We start from the raw sequence: 16,912 nt of genomic DNA, 5'->3' as shown, positions 1-16,912 counted from the left end.
CGTCACGTCCTTTCCCTTGGTGTGGTGCGGATAGTCTCGCAGGGTGTCTCGCGCCATTCTCGCCCGCCGCATTGCTGTGGCCGTGGCAGCTCTGCTCGTCGTCGTCCTCGGAATTGTCGCGGTTCTCGCGGTCACGTGGGTGCGGCGTCCGTTCCCGACGACGGAGGGCGAGATCCAGCTCCCGGGCCTGTCCGGGAAGGTCAGCGTCCTGCGCGACGACCGCGGGATCCCGCAGATCTACGCCGACAGCGCCGACGACCTGTTCAAGGCCGAGGGCTTCGTCCACGCGCAGGACCGGTTCTTCGAGATGGACCTGCGGCGCCACATCACCGCCGGCCGCCTGTCCGAGCTGGTCGGCGAGGGCGGCCTCGAGACCGACCGCGTGATCCGCACGCTCGGCTGGCGCCGCGTCGCCGAGGCGGAGCTGCCGACCCTCGAGCCCGAGACCCGCCGCTACCTGCAGGCCTACGCCGACGGGGTCAACGCCTACATCAAGCAGCAGGGCGACCCGGCGAAGATGTCGCTCGAGTACGTCGTGCTGGGCCAGAAGGTGACGGACTACCGCGTCGAGGAGTGGACGCCGGCCGACTCCCTCGCCTGGCTCAAGGCGATGGCCTGGGACCTGCGCGGTGACTACAGCGCCGAGCTGATGCGGGCCCGCCTCGCCGGCTCGATGCCGATCAACCAGATCAACGAGCTCTACCCGGCCTACGACTACAACGCGAACAAGCCGATCCTCTCCGGCCAGGACTGGTCGCCGCTCACCTCCTCAGCCACGTCCGCCAACTCGGCCGTTCCCGGCAGCGCAGGCGCGAAGGCCAGGGCCGCAGTCAAGGGCGAGCTCGCCGCCGAGACCACGCCGGGCGCCGAGCGTGCGTATGCCGTGGTGCAGCGTGCGCTGAACGCCGTCCCCGTCACGATGGGTCGCGGCGACGGGATCGGCTCGAACTCGTGGGTCGTGGGCGGCAACCGCACCAGCACCGGCAAGCCGTTGCTGGCCAACGACCCGCACCTCGGGGTCTCGATCCCGGGTATCTGGTACCAGGTCGGTCTGCACTGTCGGTCGGTGGGCAGCTCGTGCCCGTTCGACGTGGCCGGCTACTCGTTCTCCGGGCTGCCGGGCGTCGTCATCGGCCACAACCAGTCGATCGCCTGGGGCTTCACCAACCTCGGCCCCGACGTCAGCGACTTCTTCCTCGAGCAGGTGCGAGGCAACACCTACCTGCGGGATGGCAAGCAGGTCCCGCTGACGATGCGCACCGAGACGATCAAGATCGGCGGCGGTGGGGGAGAGCAGACCATCACGGTCCGCAGCACCGTGCACGGCCCGATCCTGTCCGACGCCATCGAGAACGTCGCCAACGCCGGTGACCGACCACCGGTCAACGGGCGTCCCAGTGCTGGGTCCTACGAGGTCGCGCTCCAGTGGACCGGCATCGAGGTGACCCAGACCGCCGACGCGATCTTCGGTCTCAACACCGCCCAGAACTTCGAGCAGTTCCGCACGGCCGCAAAGGATTTCGCGGTGCCGTCGCAGAACCTGATCTACGCCGACACGGACGGGAACATCGGCTACCAGGCGCCCGGCCGGATCCCGATCCGCAGCCGCTACATGGAGGCCGCCCCGGGCTTCTGGATCCGCCCGGGCTGGGTCTCGTCGTGGGACTGGAAGGGCTACGTGCCGTTCGAGGAGATGCCGCACACCTACAACCCGCCCGAGGGCTTCATCGTCGCGGCCAACCAGGCTGTCACCGAGAGCGGGACGCCGTTCCTCACGACCGAGTGGGACTACGGCTACCGCAGCCAGCGGATCAGGTCGCTGGTCGAGAAGGAAGCCAAGATCACGCCGGCGATGATGTCGCAGATCCAGGGTGACACCCGCAGCCAGTTCGCACCCACCTTGGTCAAGGCGCTGCTCAAGGTCGACCTCGGCAACGACGACTTCACCAAGCAGGCGCAGGACCTGTTGCGCGGCTGGGACTTCACCAACCCGGTCGGTGACAGCGAGTCCGGCGCGGCGGCCGCCTACTACAACGCCGTGTGGGCCAACCTGCTCAACCTCACGTTCAACGACGAGCTGCCGAAGGACCTGCGCGCCGACGGCGGTGACCAGTGGATGCGCGCGATGACGGTCCTGCTCACCAAGGAGGGCTCCCCGTGGTGGGACGACAAGCGCACGCCCGGCGTGGCTGAGGGCCAGTCGGAGATCCTGCGCAAGGCGCTCGTCGCAGCACGGCTCCAGCTGACGAAGGAGCTCGGCAAGGACGCCGCCGACTGGCAGTGGGGGCAGCTGCACCAGCTCACGCTCACCCACCAGGTGCTCGGCGGTGACGACGTCCCCAGCGTCGTCGCGAAGCTCTTCAACCGAGGCCCGATCAACATGCCCGGCGGGTCGGCGATCGTGGACGCCAACGGCTGGGACGCCAGCGTCGGCCTCGACGACGAGGACTCCGACAAGGCGTTCGACGTCGACTGGGCGCCTTCCATGCGGATGGTCGTGGACCTCTCCGACCTCGACAAGTCGCGCTGGGTCAACCAGACCGGCAACAGCGGCCACACCTACGACGCCCACTACAGCGACCAGACCGACGCCTGGGTCAACAACGAGCTCTACGACTGGCCGTTCAGCGAGAAGGCGATCCGCGACGCCGGTGGCGACGAGCTCACCCTCGTCCCCGGCGCGACCAGCTGACCTGCGCACCCCCTAGCGCCAGTTGTTCGGAAGATCCGCCGAGCCAGGACACGGCGGATCTTCCGAACAAGTCGATCTCCGGCGTCGGCCGCGGCCCGTGACTGGGCTGGCCGTCCCCTGACAGTTCAACGTGCAGCGATGTATCCCCGATCGGCGGCTTGTGCCCGGCGGCGTCACCCTTTTGGAGATCAGACGTCTCAATTCTGAGGCCACCGCATGCGTCGGCGGCAAAGGGGATCACCATGAAGCGTCTGCTAGTACCCGCCGTCGCCCTTCTGCTGCTCGCTGTCCTGGGGGCTCCAGCTTCAGCCGCGCAAACACCGACGGACCGGGACTGGAAGTCCGCCGTCGTCGGCACCGACGACGGCCTGGACTACGCACCGACGCCCGACGTGAACTTCGCCCTGTCTTCCGATGCACGCCTTTCCGGCGCCGCAGTCGCCGGGGGTTGTCACGGGCATGCTGACACGCCAACCTTCAATGGTTCAGCGAGGACCATTTACGTCCAGGGATACATTGAGTGCACGGAGCCCGCCGATATCGACGTCCTAACCCGTCCGCAGATCTACACGAAGGTAAGCGGCGTCTGGAAATGGGTAAACGCCGGACCGTACTTCTATCAGCACCGGATTGACTGGAGGGTGTGGTCCATGGGTGCAATGTCCTGCACTTCCACCTCCTACCGCCATTGGCGGACTCTCTCGTACGGCCATGTGAACGGGGTGGCCACGCGGGTAGCCACGAGCATCGACATCACGATTCCCTGCTGATGGTGCGGATCATCCACGACGCACCAGAGGCACAGCCCCCGGGCACGGAGGGGATCTTCGGATCGATCGTGGTGCGGGGGGATATCGCCCACGCCCTCCTGGTCGTGCACGACACCGAACCGCCGAGTGTCATGCGTCAGGTCCGCGTCGAGGCCCTGGTGGGGGACCGCTGGGTGCCTTGCATGGTGGTGAGCGTCGGCGGCGGAGCGGGAAGCGACGGGCTCAGCGCGCTCGCCCTCTCCTGGCGAGCCATCCCGCAAGCATCGAAGTACGCCTGCACGTTCTGACGCGCGGCGGCCAGACGCCCGACAAGTCTCGACAGTCCATCAGGTCAGCAACCCTCCGGCAGCCGTCTGCGGGTTACGGTGCCTGACGTCCCGTCAGGTCGACGACACCCAGGTCCGCGGCGATCGCCGCCTGGACGGGGCGGTCGTGCGGCTCGCGCGGCAGCTCCTCGTCGAGCACCTCCCACGGGTGCACGACAGCGACGACCACGGCGTCCGTGCGGGGGAGCACCCGGTCGTAGCAGCCCTTGCCCTGCCCGATCCGCGTCCCCGACCGGTCCACTCCATGGGCCGGCACGAACACGACCGAGGCCCGCGCGATCGCCGACGTCCCGAGCAGCTCGCCGGTGTCGTCCCCGACCGCAGCCACCTCACGCCAGTCCAGGTCCCAGTCCTCGAGCGTCACCGGCACCATGACCCGTATGCCGCGTGCCACCAAGGCGGCGACCAGCGCCTCCGTGGGTGGTTCCAGGGAGGTGGCCTCGTAGGCGGCGACCCAGTCACCGGGAGCCAGCCCCGCGGCATACCCCACCTCGAGGGCGGCGAGCTCGAGCTCGGCACCGTCCCTGGCGCGGTCGCGTCCTGGGACGCGCTCGCGGCGCAGCTCGCGCAGTCGTTGTCGCACGGCTGTCTTGGTGTTCAGGGGCACGCCCAGATCGTCCCACTAGGCTGCCGCTCATGAGCAAGGACGGGCTGGCGCAGGCAGTCGAGCGCATGACGCAGCGGGGGGTGGACCCCTTGGCGGTGCACGTCTTCGAGGACGCCTATGCCCAGCTCGAGGCGGGCAACACCGGCCTCATCCCGGAGTCCGACATCGAACCGCTCACCGACGTGCCACGGCTCGAGGACCTCACCAGCGATGCCGAGGAGCAGGCCCGGGCGCTGGCCCAGACCGCGGTCGTGAAGCTCAACGGCGGGCTCGGCACGAGCATGGGCTTGTCGGGTCCGAAGTCGGTGCTGGAGGTGCGCGACGGGCTGACCTTCCTCGACGTGGTGGCCCGGCAGGTGCTCGCGCTCCGGGAGCGACACGCCGTGCGGGTGCCGCTGGTGCTGATGAACTCGTTCCGCACGCGGGAGCAGTCGCTCGAGGTGCTCGCGGCGTATGACGACCTCCCGGTCGACGGGCTGCCGCTCGACTTCCTCCAGAACGCCGAGCCCAAGCTCCGCGCCGACGACCTCACCCCGGTCTCCTGGCCCGACGACCCCGACCTCGAGTGGTGCCCTCCCGGCCATGGCGACGTCTACGTCGCCCTCGCCGCGAGCGGGGTGCTCCAGGCGTTGCGCGACAAGGGCTTTCGCTACGCCTTCCTCTCGAACTCCGACAACCTCGGGGCGACCTGCGACCCGGCGATCCCGGCCTGGATGGCCCGCGAGTCGATCACCTACGTGTCCGAGGTCTGCGAGCGCACGGTCAACGACCGCAAGGGTGGCCACCTGGCGGTCCGTCGTCGTGACGGCCGGGTCGTGCTGCGCGAACGGGCGATGGTGGCTCCGGAGGACGAGCAGTACTTCGAGGACACCGACCGGCATGCGCTCTTCCACGCCAACAACCTGTGGGTCGACCTCGACGCACTGCACGAGCAGCTCGAGGCGCGTGACGGGGTCCTGGGGCTGCCGATCATCATCAACCAGAAGACCGTCGACCCCAGCCGCTCCGACTCGACTCCCGTGATCCAGGTCGAGTCGGCCATGGGCACGGCGATCGAGGTGTTCGACGGGTCGCGGGCCGTGCACGTGCCGCGTCGGCGCTTCCGGCCCGTCAAGACCACGAACGAGCTGCTGCTGCTCCGGTCCGACCTCTACGGCTTCGGCGACGGCCACGAGGTCGTCGCGCAGACCGACCGACCGGACCCCCGCGTCGACCTCGACGAGCACTACACGCTCATCGACGACTTCGACGCGCGGTTCCCGGAGGAAGCGCCCTCGCTCGTCGAGTGCACGTCGTTGGCGGTTCGTGGCGACGTCACCTTCGGGGCCGGCATCCGCTGCGTGGGCGACGTCGTGGTCGAGGCCGACGAGCCGCGGAGCATCCCTGACGGCACAACGCTCAGCGCGACGAACCTCCCCACGACGGCGATGGCGACCCCGTGATCAGCGTCGAGCAGCACCTCGAGCGAATCCTGGCCACCGTCAAGGTGATCTCGCCTTTCGAGCTCGGCGTCCTCGACGCCCAGGGCTGCGTCCTGGCCGTCGACGTGGAGGCGCGCGGCTCGCTGCCCGGCTTCACCAACTCCGCCATGGACGGGTATGCCGTGCACGCGGGGGACGTGGCGACGGCCAGCGCCGAACACCCCGTCGTCCTTCCGGTCGTCAACGACATCGCCGCCGGCAACACCAAGGCCCTCTCGCTCGCTCCCGGCCAGACGATGCGGATCATGACCGGTGCGCCGATGCCGCACGGTGCCGATGCGGTCGTGCCTGTCGAGGCGACCGACGGCGGCGTCGTGAAGGTCCAGATCCGCGAGGGCCGCGGCGTCGGAGCCCACGTCCGCGAGGTCGGGGAGGACGTCGAGGCGGGCAACGTCGTGCTGCGCCGCGGCACCCTGCTCGGCCCCGGACAGATCGCCCTGCTCGCGGCGGCCGGCATCTCCCGCGTGCGGGTCGTCCCCCGGCCGCGGGTGGTCGTGGTGTCGACCGGCGACGAGCTCGTCGAGGTCGGCCGCACCCCGGGCTTCGGCCAGATCGTCGACTCCAACTCGGTGATGCTCACCGCCGCCGTGACGGCAGTGGGAGCCACGCCGTTCCGGGTGGGGGGCGTGCCGGATGACGCCCGCACCCTGCTCGACACCCTCGAGGGCCAGCTCGTCCGCGCCGACGTGATCATCACGACCGGTGGGGTGTCGATGGGCGCCTTCGACACGGTCAAGGAGGTGCTGTCCCGCGTCGGGACGGTGCAGTTCGACAAGGTCGCCATGCGCCCGGGCATGCCGCAGGGCTTCGGGGTGCTCGGCGAGGACAAGGTGCCGGTGTTCACGCTCCCCGGCAACCCGGTCAGCGCCCTCGTCTCGTTCCACGTCTTCGTCGCGCCGGCCCTGCGCGCGATGGCTGGCCGGCCCGAGCCGTCGTACCCGCCGGGCTACGTCCCCGCCGTCGCCGCCGAGCCGTTCAGGTCGGTGCCGGGCAAGATGGAGTTCGTGCGAGTGGTGCTCGACGACGATCGCGCCCGGCTGGCGGGTGGCCAGGGGTCGCACATGCTCGGCGCCCTCGCCGCGGCCGACGCGCTGGCCGTCATCCCGGCCGACGTCTCCGAGGTCGCCGCGGGCGAGGAGCTGATGTGCCTGCCGCTGCTCGGGAGGGAGGGCCAGTGACCATCGACCCCGCCGAGCGCGCCCCCGACCCCGCCGAGCGCCCCCCCGACCCCGCCGAACGCGCCCCGGGCCTCACCCACGTGCGACCCGACGGCTCCGCCCACATGGTCGACGTCTCGGCGAAGGCGGTCACCGCCCGCCAGGCGTCAGCCGCCGGACGGGTCCTGCTCTCGGCTGCTGCGGTTGCCGCTCTGCGTGACGGCACGGTGCCCAAGGGCGACGCGCTCGCGGTCGCCCGCATCGCCGGCATCCAGGCGGTGAAGCGGACCCCGGAGCTGATCCCGCTGGCTCACCCGGTCGCGGTCCACGCGGTGGAGGTCGACCTGGTGGTCGCCGACGACGGGGTCGACATCGGCGCGACCGTGCGCACCGCCGACCGCACCGGCATCGAGATGGAGGCGCTGACGGCGGTGTCCGTCGCGGCGCTCGCCCTCATCGACATGGTGAAGGCGGTCGACAAGCACGCCCGCATCACCGACGTGCGGGTGACGGCCAAGTCAGGCGGTCGCTCGGGCGACTGGGTGGAGGAACCATGAGCCAGCCGGGCAGCGCGACCAGCGACACCAGCGACACCCGCGACACCCGGGACACCCGGGACGCGCCGGACGCAGGGGAGGCCCCCACATCGGCCGGCCGGGCGATCGTCATCACCTGCTCCTCGCGGGCCGCCCGTGGCGTCTACCCCGACCGTGGCGGCCCCCTCATCGTGGACACCCTGCTGAAGTGGGGTTTCGAGGTCGGTGACCCGCTCGTCGTGCCGGACGGCCCGGAGGTGTCCGAGGCGCTCGAGGCGGCGCTGGCTGCGACCCCCGACGTGTTGGTGACCACCGGGGGCACCGGTCTCTCGCCCACGGACCGCACCCCGGAGGCCACCCGAGAGGTGCTCGACCGCGAGGTGCCCGGCCTGGCCGAGGCCATCCGCGGCGCCGGACTGGCTGCCGGAGTGCCGACCGCCGCCCTCTCCCGAGGCTTGGTCGGGATCGCCGGCAGCACGTTGGTGGTCAACCTGCCCGGCTCGACCGGCGGGGTCCGTGACGGGCTGGGGGTGCTCGAGGCGGTCCTGCCGCATGCCCTCTCGCAGATTCGCGGCGGCGACCACTGATGGCCACCTGGCCCGTCGTGCTCCGGGGCGAGACTCCGGGCGGAGAGCAGCTCGTGCTCGGCCCGCTGCGCCGGCGGGACCGGGAAGAGTGGGTCGAGGTCCGCAGCCGCAACCGGCACTGGCTGGGCCCCTGGGATGCGACGTCGCCCGAGCGTGAGCCGACCTACGTCTCCTTCCCTACCCTCGTCCGGCACTACCGCACCGAGGCCAAGGCAGGTCGGATGCTGCCGTTCGTCGTGCGGGTGGACGGCCGGATCGTCGGGCAGATGGTGCTCTTCGGCATCTCCTACGGCTCGTTGCTGTCCGCGGCTGCCGGCTACTGGGTCGACGAGTCGGTCGCGGGCCGTGGGATCGCGCCCACCGCCCTGGCCCTGGCCGGCGACCACGCCCTGGGGTCGATGGGGCTGCACCGGATCGAGGTCAACATCCGCCCCGAGAACACCAACAGCCTGGCCGTGGTGCGCAAGCTGGGCTTTCGCGACGAAGGGGTGCGGGCGGCATACCTGCACATCGACGGGGCCTGGCGCGACCACCGGACGTTCGCGCTGACGACCGAGGACCTCGGGGGTCGATCCCTGCTCGAGCGAATGCACACCAATCACACCAGCCACATTGGCGACACACCGCCCCACGTCCCCGGCGCACCGACTCGGGACACCTAACGTCGTATCCGTGCAGCCCAGCAGTCTCGTCTTCCTCGTCATCATTGCGGTCTGGGCTGCCTATTTCGTGCAGTACTGGGTCCGTCGCCGCGAGCACCTCGCCACCGCGCGCTCGGTCGACCAGTTCTCCGAGTCGATGCGCGTCCTCGAGCGCCGCAGCCCGCTGCCTGCGTCGAACCTCTCGACGCCCCAGCCCCGTTCGTATGCCGTGACGCCGGCTCGCGTCGCACGTCCGCAGGTGCTCGTGAAGCGTGCCGCGACGTCGCCGACCACCCCGACCAGCTCGACGGCCCCGTCCGCGCCACCGGTCGAGCACGGGGCGAGCGCGCCTCGTGCCCTCCCGACGGCCCGGCGCGCCCGGGCCGCCATCATGCTCGGCGCCCTCGCCACGGTCGTCGTGGTGGGCGCCCTCGTCGCCCTCTCGCTCGTGCCGCTCTACGCCGTGGCCGTCCCGGTCGCGGCCGTGGGTGGTGCCCTCGCGTGGTCCCGGGCCGACGCCCAGGCCCAGCGGCGCGCCCGGATGGCAGCCCGCCAGGCCAGTCGCCGCGCCAACCAGCCGCGTCCGACCGCCGAGCCGCGCACCGCCGAGCGGCGCACCGCCGAGCCTGTGCCGCACACCGCGCCGGTCGCGCCGACAAGCACCGCTCCTGTCGCCGCTGAGGCCGAGATCGCCGACGAGGTGCCCACGTCGGCTCCGGTCCCCGTGCGGGGCGAGCTCTACGACGTGCAGGCCGTGGAGACCAGCCTGCGTCAGGCGTCCACTGCCTCGACCGCCGAGCCGGTCGCCGCAACGCCCGCCGTCCCCGCCCGGCCGCTCGTCGACGACGACGACATCCCGCTCACCTGGGACCCGGTGCCGGTGCCCCGCCCGACGTACACGATGAAGGCGCGGGTCACCCGTCCCGCCCCGACCTCCGCGGACCTGGTCGGCGACGCCGACACCGAGTACGCGGCATACGACGAGGCTCCTGAGCGACGCGTCGCCGGCGCCTGACGCCATGATCGAGATCCTGAGCTCCGCCGAGCTGGTGCGGGCCAAGGAGAGTGGCGCCCTGGTCGCCGACATCCTGCAGGCGGTCAAGAGTCGGGCCACGGTGGGCACGAACCTCCTCGACATCGACCGCTGGACCAAGGCGATGATCCGCGAGGCCGGGGCGCAGTCCTGCTACGTCGACTACGAGCCGTCGTTCGGGCGCGGACCGTTCGGCCACTACATCTGCACGTCGGTCAACGACGCGGTGCTCCACGGCCTGCCCCACGACTACGCACTGGCCGACGGCGACCTCCTGACCCTTGACCTCGCCGTCCTCAAGGCCGGGGTGGCCGCCGACTCCGCGATCAGCTTCGTGGTGGGTGGGTCGAGCCAGCCGGACAGCGTCGCGTTGATCGAGACCACCCAACGCGCTCTCGCGGCCGGCATCGCGGCGGCCCGTCCCGGCGCGCGCATCGGCGACCTCTCGCACGCCATCGGCACGGTCCTCTCCGAGGCGGGCTACCGGGTCAACACGCAGTTCGGCGGTCACGGCATCGGGTCGACGATGCACCAGGACCCGCACGTGTCCAACACCGGGCGTCCGGGTCGTGGCTACCGGCTGCAACCCGGGCTGCTGCTCGCCCTCGAGCCGTGGATCATGGCCGACACCGACGAGCTCGTCACCGACGACGACGGGTGGACCCTGCGCAGCGCCACCGGGTGTCGCACGGCGCACAGCGAGCACACGATCGCGATCACCGACGACGGGGCCGAGATTCTCACCCTGCCGACGGGCCCCCCTCTGTTGGAAGCGAAACTGCCGGATAGCCGGTAGTTCTCACTCCGACTCGGGGCTCCTGACCCACACCGTCTTCCTACCTGCTGCCCCAGACGGCGCGAGCGCCCGAGTCGCCGGTGAGCGCCACGATGGTCGCGGTGCCGATCGCGCTCGCGATCACCAGCACCGCGAGCGCGACCCGCGGCACGGTGGTCGCGCCGCCGCGACGCAGGTAGAGCCACTGAACGAGCGTGGTCACAGCCAGGGCGGTGGCCCAGGGCAGCACCATGCCGCCGAAGTTCTCGTGCTTGTCGATGAAGGGCGGGTTGCCGAGCTTCTTCGCAAGGTCCTCGCCGGCGCGTGTCGTGATGGGCACGGCGAGGGCACCGACCACCGCTCCCAGGGGGACGAGGAAGGTCAGCTTGCGCTGGGCGGCCGGCCACGCGCTCACGACGATGGCTGCCACGGCGGTCAGCGGCAGCAGCACGACGACGAGGTGCACCAACAGGGCGTGTGCGGGAAGTCCGTTGATCTCCATGTCGGAGGAACGTAGCCGAGGCCGCTGTGGTTCACCTGCTGGGCCCAGCCGGTGAACCCGGACGGGTCGTGTCTCGTCCTTTACGGAGACTTCCCCGACCGGGGAGGATCGGTCGTGTCGGGATCCGTGATGTCGGTGCCAGTCGTGGTGTCGGCTTCCGAGGGTCGAAGGAGCGGGTAGTGGCGGCGAGCCAGCGGGAAGCAGCCCTCCAGGGCCTGCACGACCGCCATGCCTCGGAGCTGTGGCGGTTCGCGCTGCGGCTCACCCGCGACCCGCAGGTCGCCGAGGACGTCGTGCAGGAGTCGCTGCTGCGGGCCTGGCGCGACCCCGCGCTCGGCACCCGCTCCGAACCACAGGCCCGCGCCTGGCTGTTCACGGTCGTGCGCAACCTCGTGGTCGACCGCTGGCGCAGCGCAGCGTCACGTCACGAGGTGGCCGGCATCGACTTCGTCGAGGTGGGCGTGGGGGACCGGTCGGGCGAGGTCCTGGACCGGTGGTTGATCGCGGACGCGCTGGGTTCGGTGTCGCGCGAGCACCGCCAGGTCATTTCAGCCGCGTACTACGAAGGGAGAACGGTGGCCGAGATCGCCGCCGAGCTGAGGGTGCCCGAGGGGACCGTGAAGTCACGGCTCCACTACGGGCTGCGCAGCCTGCGTCTCGTCCTGCAGGAGAAGGGGGTGACGAGCCCATGAGCAGCACCGACGACTACACCGACTGGGACGCCGCCTACGTCCTCGGAGCGTTGCCGGTCGCCGAGCGGCGCGAGTACGAGTCGCACCTTGCGGGGTGCGCCGCCTGCCGGTCTGCGGTCGCCGAGCTGGCCGGCATGCCCGGCCTGCTCGCCCAGCTCCCACCCGGGGAGGTCCTCGCGATGGACCTCGACGGCGGCGCCGACCTGCAGCCGCCCGCGTCACTGATGCCCGTGCTGCCCGTTGTTGCCGCCGAGTCGCGTCGTGAGCGGTGGCTGGCACCACTGGCCGCGGCCGCCGCCGCCCTCCTCATCGGAGGCGTCGGTGGGTATGCCGTGTCGACGGCGGGGCGCGACGGTTCACCTGACCCCGGGGTCACCGCTGGTTCCACCCACACCACTGGGCCCATGACGGCTCCCGGCCGCTTGGCCTTCACGGCCGTCGAGCCGTCCCTCATGACGGCCGTCGTGGATGTCGTGCCGATCGCGAACGGGACCGAGCTGCGGGTGGAGTGCCAGTACGCGCGGCAGACCGGTGGGCCCACCACGTCTGGGCCGACGACGACCAGACCCACGAGCGGTGCTGATCCCGGAGCATCGGGTGGCGACTACCGGATCGACTACGCCATCTGGGTCGTCGACCGCGCGGGCCAGGCCACCGAGCTGCGCGACTGGACGGCCCGGCCGGACCGGATCATGCACCCGGTCGGGGTGTCCGCACTGCGGGTCACCCAGATCGCCTCGGTCGAGATCCGCCAGGTGAACAACGGCCACACCGTGATGCGGGCGAGCCTGACCTGACCGTTTTCCGTCGGGCCCGGTGCTGGTGTTATTGTTTCGTCCGCATCATGGGGCTGTGGCGCAGTTGGTAGCGCGTCTCGTTCGCAATGAGAAGGCCAGGGGTTCGAATCCCCTCAGCTCCACAACGCAGGAGAGGGACCCACACGCTTTTCGTGGGTCCTTCTCTGCATTATCGAACGGAGTGATTCGAGGAGTCGCCGCAGCGGAGCGAGGACGGCGGAGTCCCCTCAGCGCTGAGTGCTGCAGCTCAACTTTCGACGCCGGTGGCGGTGTTCGATGTGCCGACCGGTTTGGACTCCGGCGAGCCGCGTTCGCGCAGATAGATGCTGAGCACGACCATGCTGGCCACCGCGAGGAACTCGGACTGCCAGTTCTGGAAGGTGCGGTTCCAGAAGTCGGGCGCGGCGAGGTACTGGGACCAGGTCAGTGGGTCCTGCAGGTCCTGGAGCTGTTCGGCGTTGTAGGCCGAGCGGCCGGCGATGAACTGGGCGGCCCACGACCCGATGAACACTGCACCCATGGTCAGGCCGAGAGACCGGGAGAACAAAGCCGTGCGCCACCCGCCGACGGCGGCCCAGCGCGGCGAGTCCTTGTCGGCGTACGGGCCGACCTTCTGGTCCTTGTCGGACTCGCGGCCGGCGGAGTCCAGCGGTTTGGACTCCGGGGAGCCCTTCTGCAGCAACCACACGGTGAGAAGGATGTAGAGCAGGAACTGCAGGTACTCGGACTGCCAGTTCTCGGCGACGTCGACAGTGAACTGCGAAGACGTGACGTACTCGAGGACGGTCAGAGTCGGTAGACCGGCGTCGGTGGCAGCTTCGTTGTACGAGGCCTCTCCCGTGAGGGCCTGCCCGACCAGGGCGACCAGGAGCAGGGCGGTGAAGGCGAGTGCGAGGCCGTTCTCGCGCAGGGTCCTTTTCATCGGTGGGCAACACCGATGGCGATGCAGTAGGCGAGGCCGCCCACGATGAACACGAGGTAACTGGCGAACAACGTGCGCATCTCAGTTCCCCCTGATCGTGCAGTCGTAGGGTCGGCCGGGGCGTGGGGTGCAGCCCGCTGCGGTGACGCGCCATCCGGCGGTGAACCTGGCCAGGAAGATGGTGTCTGAGCCGAGGTGGACGATGGCGTCCTTGCCGTAGACCTGCACCGCCGTGGCCGGACCGTCGTTGGGTTGGACCAGCTGGGGGAGGGTCTCGGCGCAGTCGCCGCCGCTGTCATCCAAGGATTTGAGCGTCTCTGGAGCGAGTAGCGCACACGCTCTGGTGGGAGTGGCGGCGACCGATTCTGCGAACTGCTGGGCGGCTGTTTGTGCGTGGTGGTTCTCGACGTTGCCCTGGCCCGCGCACCCGGCCAGGGCGAAGAGCGCCGCGATCGAGGAGACCGCTCGGGGCAGGGGACGCAATCGGAGCACGCTGTGACCTTAGCCATCCCGACGACGATGCGTTCCATGGGTCTCTGGGTAGGTCAGCGACTCGTGCGCTTCGTGGGGTGTTGCATACCCGGACAATTCCGGGGTAGATGTGGACCGAAGCCCAGCCGCACGTGGAGGACATCCTGGTCATGAAACCCATCCCGGAAACACGACTCGTCCTGACGGAGATGTCCCGCTTCCAGGATGAGGACATGACAGAGCGGTTCAACGCGATGGCCAACGTGGTGGCTGGCCTCGCCCCTGAGTGTCTGGGGATGACCCTGTCGTTTCTTCAGGAGGACTTGGCCTTCACGTGGGCGGCTACCAGCCTGGACGTCGCGGCACTCGATGCGGTGCAGTACCTCAGCGACGGGCCATGCGTGCAGGCCATGAAAGAGGGAGCGACCGTCGGGGCCACCCGTGCCGACCCGCTCGACGAGACCCGGTGGCTCGAGTTCTCCCGCGCCGAGAACTCGGCGGGTGTCGAGAGCACCCTGTCCGTCCCGCTGGTGGAGGGCGACGCGGTGGTGGGTGGGGTCAACTTCTACGGAGGCACCCCCACGACCTTCGATGGCCTGCACTCCGAGCTGGCAGCAGTCTGTGGCGCGTGGCCGGGTGCGGCCGTGACCAACGCCGACCTGTCCCTGTCAGGAGTGCGACGCTCGAAGCGGTCACCCCAGAAGATGCGCGACCGGTTTGCGACCGACCAGGCCATCGGCATGATCATGGCAGCGCACCGAGTCGACGCTGACCTCGCGGCACAACGCCTCACGGGGGCCGCGGAGCGAGCCGGCATCCCCGACGCCGACCTCGCCCGCCTCCTGGTCAAGACGCGCCTGCTCCGGTCGCCCTGAGCAGAGGCGCACGACGAGCGGGACGAACGCCAACCCAGGTGATGGGTTGGTCGATCACTCCGGCGTGCTGGTGCGACCTGTCGCCTCGGCCAGGAAGCTGCCCAGGACCTCAGCGAGTTGCTGGGGATTCTCCTCCGCCATGTGGTGCCCAGTGTTGATGCGCGCCGTGTCCATCGGACCGTCGACCCAATCCCTCCATAGGGCGGCGGGGTCGCCGTAGAGCTGCTCCAGGTCGTCATGGATGGACCACGCCACGAGGGTCCTGCACCTGATCCTGTGCCCCCGGTCGCGATCGACCAGGTCGGTGGCGTGGTCCACGGAGAGGCCGGCCCGGTAGTCCTCCAGCATGGCGCGGACCGTGTGAGGGTCGCGCAGGGCGGCCGCGACGTAGTCGAAGTTCTCCGCACCCATCGCGCCGCGCGCCTGGTCGTCGAGCCCGTACCAGGCGACGGGGTCGGCCGTGATCACGCGTTCGGCATGAGGCGAACCGGCGAAGAAGAACCAATGCCACCACTGGGTGGCGAACCGCGCATCGACTCGTTCCACCGCCTCTGCCAACGGCACCCCATCAAGAACCGCCAGCGCGCGCACCCGGGAGGTCGGGACACACGACCAGGTAGCCCTGTGCCGCCAGGAGCGGAGCCACCCTGTGCCACGTCGTGTGGGCGCGAGGGTGGCCGTGCAGCAGCACCACGGCCGGTCCGGTGCCTCCCGAGCGCCCGTGCACGCGAATGCCCGTGGAGACGTCTCGGTCCCACTCGTCAAAGCGGGGGAAGAACAGGTCCCGTGAACCGGTCTGAAGCTCCTGGGCAGGTGACGTCTCAGTCAGCGTCTTGGTCTCCTCCGCGGGTGGCGCGGAGGCGGCGGCCGCGCTCCACGTCCTCGGCGTCCTTCGCGTCGGCCTTGTCCGTCCCCCGAGTGTCACGGGCCGGCAGGTGCAACGTCTTCTCAGCGGCGATGCCGGACTGCAGCTCCCGTCCGCGCTCCAACTCGGCGTCCAGCTCGGCGCCGAACAGCAGCGCCAGGTTGGTGATCCACAGCCACAGGAGGAAGACGACGACACCGGCCAGCGCGCCATACGTCTTGTCGTAGCTGGAGAACGTGCTGACGTAGAAGCCGAAGGCCACCGACGCGACGATCCAGACCACGATCGCCACCACCGCGCCGACGCTCACCCAGCGGAAGTGTGGCTGTTTCACGTTGGGGGTGACGTAGTAGAGGATCGCCACGACCACGACGACCACCAGCAGGATGGCCGGCCACTTGGCGATGTTCCAGACCAGCAGGGCGGTGGAGCCCAGCCCGATGGCGTCACCGACGACCTGCGCGGCGGGACCGGTGAGCACCAGGGCCATGGCCACCAGCGCGACGAGGATGACCGCGACCAGGGTCACCGCCAACATCACGGGGCGCAGCTTCCAGAAGGGGCGACCTTCGCGGATCTCGTAGATCCGGTTCATGGCCCGCCCGAACGAGCCGACGTAGCCCGACGCCGACCAGAGGGCGGTCGCGAGCCCCACGACGAAGGCGACCCCAGCTGCTCCGTCCCGCTCCGCCATGGAGGTCAGGGTCGGTCCGAGCGTGTCCGCGGCCGACCCGGCCCCGAGGTCCCGGAGGATCCCCAGCAGCGTGTCGACGGTCTGCTGGCTCTGGCCGAAGAGGCCGACGAGGGACAGGAGGGCGATGACTGCGGGGAAGAGGGCCAGCACGGCGTAGTAGGTCAGGGCCGCCGCGAGGTCGGTGCACTGATCCTTGCTGAACTCGCGTAGCGTCTTGCGCGCGATGTACCGCCACGACTCACGCGTGACCTCCGTCGGCGAATCCGGAGCGTCGGAATCCGGCCCTTGGGGAGAGGTTTCGAGCGCGGTGGTCTCGTGGGTATGGGCCCCTGCGGGCATGGCGCCTCCTTGGTTGGGTCCCTCACTCATGCCCGCTGTGGTGCCCTTCAACCCTCGGGTCCTTCACGTGTCGAAGAGGGGCACTCTCCACGTGTCGTCCGGGCCGGAGCGCCCGCAGCCGGCCACACACCGGCGGAGGGGGGCCATGGT

At 70.1% G+C, this 16,912-nt stretch carries 20 protein-coding genes and 1 tRNA gene; 14 read left to right on the top strand and 7 right to left on the bottom strand.

Features of this window, described 5'->3' with window-relative positions; genetic code table 11:
* Positions 1 to 43 precede the first annotated feature (43 nt).
* The 3 genes from AC1DWJ_RS07960 (at position 44) to AC1DWJ_RS07950 (ending at position 3,749) form a co-directional block, all read left to right on the top strand.
* A complete protein-coding gene (locus AC1DWJ_RS07960; RefSeq protein ID WP_477620468.1) occupies positions 44 to 2,692 on the top strand; it encodes a penicillin acylase family protein in 2,649 nt (882 codons plus the stop codon).
* Between the two features lie 242 nt (positions 2,693 to 2,934).
* Entirely contained in the window at positions 2,935 to 3,462 is a 528-nt protein-coding gene (locus AC1DWJ_RS07955) for a hypothetical protein (protein WP_457254620.1), read from the top strand.
* On the top strand, positions 3,462 to 3,749 hold the full coding sequence (locus AC1DWJ_RS07950; RefSeq protein ID WP_457254619.1) for a hypothetical protein: 288 nt from the start codon (positions 3,462 to 3,464) through the stop codon (positions 3,747 to 3,749). Before AC1DWJ_RS07955 ends, AC1DWJ_RS07950 begins: the two co-directional genes overlap by 1 nt.
* A gap of 73 nt (positions 3,750 to 3,822) precedes the next feature.
* Here the strand turns inward: AC1DWJ_RS07950 and AC1DWJ_RS07945 are convergent, their stop codons facing one another.
* Positions 3,823 to 4,395, bottom strand: coding sequence for a 5-formyltetrahydrofolate cyclo-ligase (locus AC1DWJ_RS07945; RefSeq protein ID WP_457254618.1), 573 nt, complete (start codon positions 4,393 to 4,395; stop codon positions 3,823 to 3,825).
* Between the two features lie 29 nt (positions 4,396 to 4,424).
* On the opposite strand from AC1DWJ_RS07945, the gene AC1DWJ_RS07940 reads away from it, so the two are divergent.
* From AC1DWJ_RS07940 to map, 7 genes are all read left to right on the top strand, one after another.
* Positions 4,425 to 5,837 carry a UTP--glucose-1-phosphate uridylyltransferase gene (locus AC1DWJ_RS07940; protein ID WP_477620467.1) on the top strand — a complete coding sequence of 471 codons (1,413 nt, stop codon included), beginning with the start codon at positions 4,425 to 4,427 and terminating at the stop codon, positions 5,835 to 5,837.
* Entirely contained in the window at positions 5,834 to 7,054 is a 1,221-nt protein-coding gene (glp, locus tag AC1DWJ_RS07935) for a molybdotransferase-like divisome protein Glp (protein WP_457254616.1), read from the top strand. The genes AC1DWJ_RS07940 and glp overlap by 4 nt, the downstream gene beginning before the upstream one ends.
* Positions 7,055 to 7,158: 104 nt before the next feature.
* The gene (gene moaC, locus AC1DWJ_RS07930; protein ID WP_457254855.1) at positions 7,159 to 7,590 is read left to right on the top strand and encodes a cyclic pyranopterin monophosphate synthase MoaC; all 432 of its coding nucleotides are present in this window, start codon (positions 7,159 to 7,161) and stop codon (positions 7,588 to 7,590) included.
* Positions 7,587 to 8,156 carry a MogA/MoaB family molybdenum cofactor biosynthesis protein gene (locus tag AC1DWJ_RS07925; RefSeq protein WP_457254615.1) on the top strand — a complete coding sequence of 190 codons (570 nt, stop codon included), beginning with the start codon at positions 7,587 to 7,589 and terminating at the stop codon, positions 8,154 to 8,156. Before moaC ends, AC1DWJ_RS07925 begins: the two co-directional genes overlap by 4 nt.
* Positions 8,156 to 8,818 carry a GNAT family N-acetyltransferase gene (locus AC1DWJ_RS07920; protein WP_457254614.1) on the top strand — a complete coding sequence of 221 codons (663 nt, stop codon included), beginning with the start codon at positions 8,156 to 8,158 and terminating at the stop codon, positions 8,816 to 8,818. Before AC1DWJ_RS07925 ends, AC1DWJ_RS07920 begins: the two co-directional genes overlap by 1 nt.
* 10 nt (positions 8,819 to 8,828) lie before the next feature.
* Complete coding sequence (locus tag AC1DWJ_RS07915; RefSeq protein WP_477620466.1) at positions 8,829 to 9,812, top strand: hypothetical protein; 984 nt, start codon at positions 8,829 to 8,831, stop codon at positions 9,810 to 9,812.
* Positions 9,813 to 9,816: 4 nt separating this feature from the next.
* The gene (gene map, locus AC1DWJ_RS07910; protein ID WP_477620465.1) at positions 9,817 to 10,626 is read left to right on the top strand and encodes a type I methionyl aminopeptidase; all 810 of its coding nucleotides are present in this window, start codon (positions 9,817 to 9,819) and stop codon (positions 10,624 to 10,626) included.
* A gap of 40 nt (positions 10,627 to 10,666) precedes the next feature.
* On the opposite strand, the gene AC1DWJ_RS07905 is transcribed toward map, so the two are convergent.
* Entirely contained in the window at positions 10,667 to 11,107 is a 441-nt protein-coding gene (locus tag AC1DWJ_RS07905; protein ID WP_477620464.1) for a DUF2231 domain-containing protein, read from the bottom strand.
* Between the two features lie 179 nt (positions 11,108 to 11,286).
* Between AC1DWJ_RS07905 and AC1DWJ_RS07900 the strand changes: the two genes are divergently transcribed.
* From AC1DWJ_RS07900 to AC1DWJ_RS07890, 3 genes are all read left to right on the top strand, one after another.
* The gene (locus AC1DWJ_RS07900) at positions 11,287 to 11,799 is read left to right on the top strand and encodes a sigma-70 family RNA polymerase sigma factor (RefSeq protein ID WP_457254610.1); all 513 of its coding nucleotides are present in this window, start codon (positions 11,287 to 11,289) and stop codon (positions 11,797 to 11,799) included.
* Positions 11,796 to 12,596: an anti-sigma factor family protein gene (locus AC1DWJ_RS07895; RefSeq protein WP_457254609.1), complete on the top strand. Its 801-nt coding sequence runs from the start codon at positions 11,796 to 11,798 to the stop codon at positions 12,594 to 12,596. The genes AC1DWJ_RS07900 and AC1DWJ_RS07895 overlap by 4 nt, the downstream gene beginning before the upstream one ends.
* 49 nt (positions 12,597 to 12,645) lie before the next feature.
* A tRNA-Ala gene (locus tag AC1DWJ_RS07890) sits at positions 12,646 to 12,718 on the top strand.
* 125 nt (positions 12,719 to 12,843) lie between these two features.
* On the opposite strand, the gene AC1DWJ_RS07885 is transcribed toward AC1DWJ_RS07890, so the two are convergent.
* Both AC1DWJ_RS07885 and AC1DWJ_RS07880 read right to left on the bottom strand, forming a co-directional pair.
* On the bottom strand, positions 12,844 to 13,518 hold the full coding sequence (locus AC1DWJ_RS07885) for a DUF6766 family protein (RefSeq protein WP_477620463.1): 675 nt from the start codon (positions 13,516 to 13,518) through the stop codon (positions 12,844 to 12,846).
* Positions 13,519 to 13,599: 81 nt separating this feature from the next.
* Complete coding sequence (locus AC1DWJ_RS07880; protein ID WP_457254607.1) at positions 13,600 to 13,821, bottom strand: hypothetical protein; 222 nt, start codon at positions 13,819 to 13,821, stop codon at positions 13,600 to 13,602.
* A gap of 401 nt (positions 13,822 to 14,222) precedes the next feature.
* Between AC1DWJ_RS07880 and AC1DWJ_RS07875 the strand changes: the two genes are divergently transcribed.
* Positions 14,223 to 14,864: a GAF and ANTAR domain-containing protein gene (locus tag AC1DWJ_RS07875; RefSeq protein WP_477620462.1), complete on the top strand. Its 642-nt coding sequence runs from the start codon at positions 14,223 to 14,225 to the stop codon at positions 14,862 to 14,864.
* 54 nt (positions 14,865 to 14,918) lie between these two features.
* On the opposite strand, the gene AC1DWJ_RS07870 is transcribed toward AC1DWJ_RS07875, so the two are convergent.
* The 3 genes from AC1DWJ_RS07870 to AC1DWJ_RS07860 form a co-directional block, all read right to left on the bottom strand.
* A complete protein-coding gene (locus tag AC1DWJ_RS07870) occupies positions 14,919 to 15,455 on the bottom strand; it encodes an alpha/beta fold hydrolase (protein ID WP_457254605.1) in 537 nt (178 codons plus the stop codon).
* Positions 15,433 to 15,510, bottom strand: coding sequence for a hypothetical protein (locus tag AC1DWJ_RS07865; protein ID WP_477620600.1), 78 nt, complete (start codon positions 15,508 to 15,510; stop codon positions 15,433 to 15,435). Before AC1DWJ_RS07865 ends, AC1DWJ_RS07870 begins: the two co-directional genes overlap by 23 nt.
* A 175-nt stretch (positions 15,511 to 15,685) precedes the next feature.
* Positions 15,686 to 16,762: a YihY/virulence factor BrkB family protein gene (locus AC1DWJ_RS07860; protein WP_477620461.1), complete on the bottom strand. Its 1,077-nt coding sequence runs from the start codon at positions 16,760 to 16,762 to the stop codon at positions 15,686 to 15,688.
* Between the last annotated feature and the right edge of the window lie 150 nt (positions 16,763 to 16,912).

This window comes from Pedococcus sp. P2_D7 (genome assembly GCF_056404295.1).
Note: the sequence above shows the minus strand (reverse complement) of the source record. Positions and strands in the feature narration are given on the sequence as shown.

Excerpts from the sequence above, each read along its gene's own strand:
- AC1DWJ_RS07895 (WP_457254609.1), top strand. The coding sequence starts at position 11,796 with ATGAGCAGCACCGACGACTACACCGACTGGGACGCCGCCTACGTCCTC.
- AC1DWJ_RS07925 (WP_457254615.1), top strand. The coding sequence starts at position 7,587 with ATGAGCCAGCCGGGCAGCGCGACCAGCGACACCAGCGACACCCGCGAC.
- AC1DWJ_RS07860 (WP_477620461.1), bottom strand. The coding sequence starts at position 16,762 with ATGCCCGCAGGGGCCCATACCCACGAGACCACCGCGCTCGAAACCTCT.
- AC1DWJ_RS07885 (WP_477620463.1), bottom strand. The coding sequence starts at position 13,518 with ATGAAAAGGACCCTGCGCGAGAACGGCCTCGCACTCGCCTTCACCGCC.
- moaC (WP_457254855.1), top strand. The coding sequence starts at position 7,159 with ATGGTCGACGTCTCGGCGAAGGCGGTCACCGCCCGCCAGGCGTCAGCC.
- AC1DWJ_RS07940 (WP_477620467.1), top strand. The coding sequence starts at position 4,425 with ATGAGCAAGGACGGGCTGGCGCAGGCAGTCGAGCGCATGACGCAGCGG.
- AC1DWJ_RS07920 (WP_457254614.1), top strand. The coding sequence starts at position 8,156 with ATGGCCACCTGGCCCGTCGTGCTCCGGGGCGAGACTCCGGGCGGAGAG.
- AC1DWJ_RS07905 (WP_477620464.1), bottom strand. The coding sequence starts at position 11,107 with ATGGAGATCAACGGACTTCCCGCACACGCCCTGTTGGTGCACCTCGTC.
- map (WP_477620465.1), top strand. The coding sequence starts at position 9,817 with ATGATCGAGATCCTGAGCTCCGCCGAGCTGGTGCGGGCCAAGGAGAGT.
- AC1DWJ_RS07950 (WP_457254619.1), top strand. The coding sequence starts at position 3,462 with ATGGTGCGGATCATCCACGACGCACCAGAGGCACAGCCCCCGGGCACG.
- AC1DWJ_RS07875 (WP_477620462.1), top strand. The coding sequence starts at position 14,223 with ATGACAGAGCGGTTCAACGCGATGGCCAACGTGGTGGCTGGCCTCGCC.
- AC1DWJ_RS07955 (WP_457254620.1), top strand. The coding sequence starts at position 2,935 with ATGAAGCGTCTGCTAGTACCCGCCGTCGCCCTTCTGCTGCTCGCTGTC.